Genomic DNA, 2,430 nt, shown 5'->3' with positions numbered 1-2,430 from the left:
CTGTTGGGGGCGGAGGTGCCGGGGCGGCTACGGGCGCTGCTGCGGGCGGTGCTGCGGGCATCGCTGAGGGGGCAGGCGGCGAGGCGGAGGCCGGCGCGGCGGGCGAGACGGCGCGCGAGGCGGTTGCGGCTGGCGAAGCGGTCGAAGCGGGCGAGGTGGCGGACAGGGCGGCCGCGGCTGTCGAAGGCGCCGAGGTGGTCGAGGTGGTCGAGGCGCCGCCGGTCGGGGAGCCGATCGATGCGGCGCTGCTCGGGCTGGATGATGTGGGCGGCCTGCCGAGGGTGGAGACCGAGTCGGCAGCCGGGCCGGTAGCGGGGTCGGTAGCCGATTCGGTAGCCGAGTCGGCGGGCGAGGAGGAGATGCCACCGCCGGTCGGTGAGCCGATTGATGAGACGCTACTGGGGCTGGGCGTCGAGGATGCGTCGGACGAGGACTCGTTCGGCGAAGACGCGTTCGATGAGGAGCCGAAAGTAGACAAGCCCGCCGACATGGCCGCTCCCGAGCGGGCGGCCGAGACCCCGGCCGAAGACACCAAGGACTACGACTGGTTCACCGGATCCAGCAAGGCGAGTGCGGCGGGCGACGACGCGCTGGGGGCCGAAGCGGACGTGCTGTCGGCGTTCGGCGGCGCGCGCACGCCCCGGCCGGCCGGGACCCCGGAGCCTTACACGCCCAGCGGGTTCGACGTGTTCGCGGGCCGTTCCGGCGGCACGACGCCGGCGGAGGCCGAGGCCGACTCCGAGGCCGGTTCCGAGCCGGTGACCGGACACTGGGACGTGCCGGAGACGGACGAGGTGCACGAGGATCACGGGGAGCCGGTGCCGGGCACGGAGCCGGTGGCCGGTGGGTTCGAGGCCTTCGCTGAGCAGGATGTCGAGGCGGAGACAAAAGCGGAGGCAGAGGCGGAGACAAAGGCAGAGGTGGAGGCGGAGGACATCGCGGACTCGGCTGAGCAGGCTGCCGGGTCCGATGCCTTCGACAAGCCGGAAGACGACGCCGATGCGTTCGGCTGGCAGGCCGAGGCAGCCGAGGGCTCGGTCGAGCAGGCTGCCGACTTCGATGCCGACTCGCCAGACGAGCAGGCCGAGGCGGCTGAAGGCTCGGCCGAGCAGGCTGCCGACCTTGATGCCGACTCGCCGGTCGAGCAGGCCGAGGCGGTTGAGGCGGTTGAGGGCTCGGCCGAGCAGGCTGATGCCGACGACGACGAAACCGATGCCGCAGCCGACGACGACGCCGAGTTCGAGCCCCTGATCGAAGACAGCAGCGAACTGCTTGCCGCCTTCGACGCGTTCTCCGTCCCGCCGGCCGCCCCGGAGCCCGAGCCCGAACCCGAACCCGAACCGCTGCCGAAACGCGATCCGTTCGCGGGGCTCAGGATTGAGACGCTTGCGGCGTCCTCGTTGGCCGAGGAGGCCTCCGAGCCGGAAGCCAAGGACTCCTCGGACACGAGTTCCCCGGATGCCGACTCGTCGGACACCGATTCCCCCGAAACCGACACCGCAGCGGACACCTCTGCGGACACCGAACCCGAGTCCGGCTCCCCCGCCGACTTCGAAGACGACTGGATCTTCCCGACCAAGCCGAGCCCGAGGGTCCCGCGCTCCCTGTCCGCGTTCGCGGTGAGCCTCCCGAGCCTGCCGCGGCCGCAGACGGATGCCGACGAGCCGAAGGCTCCGGTGCAGACCAGCGCGCCGGACGACTGGTTCCGGCCGGGGGTGGCCGAGCCCGCGGAGGGTGAGGACGCCCAGCACACGCAGGTGCTCAACCCCGATCGGGACAACACGCTCGAACGGGAGGCGACGCGGACCTTCGATCAGGTGTCCGACGAGGCCGCCGCGGAGGTCGCCGCGGCGGCTGAGGAGGGCGACGACGGGGATGGTGACGATCCCGTCCCCGCCGACGACGCTCCGGCCGGTCCCGGCGGCCCGCGGCGCAAGACGCTCATCGGGGCGGTGACCACGGCCGTGTTGTTGGTGGCCGGGGCCACGGCGGTGGTGTTGAGCGGGCCGGGGAAGACTCCGCAGGGGACGGGGACGACGCCCACCGAGACGTCGTCCTCATCGATCGCGCCGTCGCCGACCGGCATGCCGACGACCCCGGTCGGGACCAGCAGCCAGGACAGCACGACGTCTTCCAGTTCGCCGAGCTCCCACCACAGCTCGACGCACAGCCGGAGCAAGTCGTCCACCCCCAGCACGTCGTCGCACTCGTCGAGTGACGACACGCCGACGCGCAGCTCGTCCTCCAGCGATACGCCGAGCAGCCCATCGAGCTCGTCCACGACGTCGACCAGTAGCCCTTCTACGACACCATCGTCTACCTGCTCCCCAGGGATCCTGGGGCTGCCCGACTGTGGCCCCACCACCTCGAAGGGCCAGGCAGGCAACTAGCCGAAAGGCGGCGCCTTCACCAACCCCCGCCACCGCCACC

At 72.0% G+C, this 2,430-nt stretch carries 1 pseudogene; it reads left to right on the top strand.

From position 1 onward, the window contains the following. Positions 1 to 2,390, top strand: a pseudogene (locus tag IZR01_RS48910) (hypothetical protein); the annotation flags it as partial. Positions 2,391 to 2,430: the final 40 nt, after the last annotated feature.

Origin of the sequence: Catenulispora pinisilvae (assembly GCF_015356865.1) — a bacterium.
Classification (GTDB): Bacteria; Actinomycetota; Actinomycetes; order Streptomycetales; family Catenulisporaceae; genus Catenulispora; species Catenulispora pinisilvae.
Note: the sequence above shows the minus strand (reverse complement) of the source record. Positions and strands in the feature narration are given on the sequence as shown.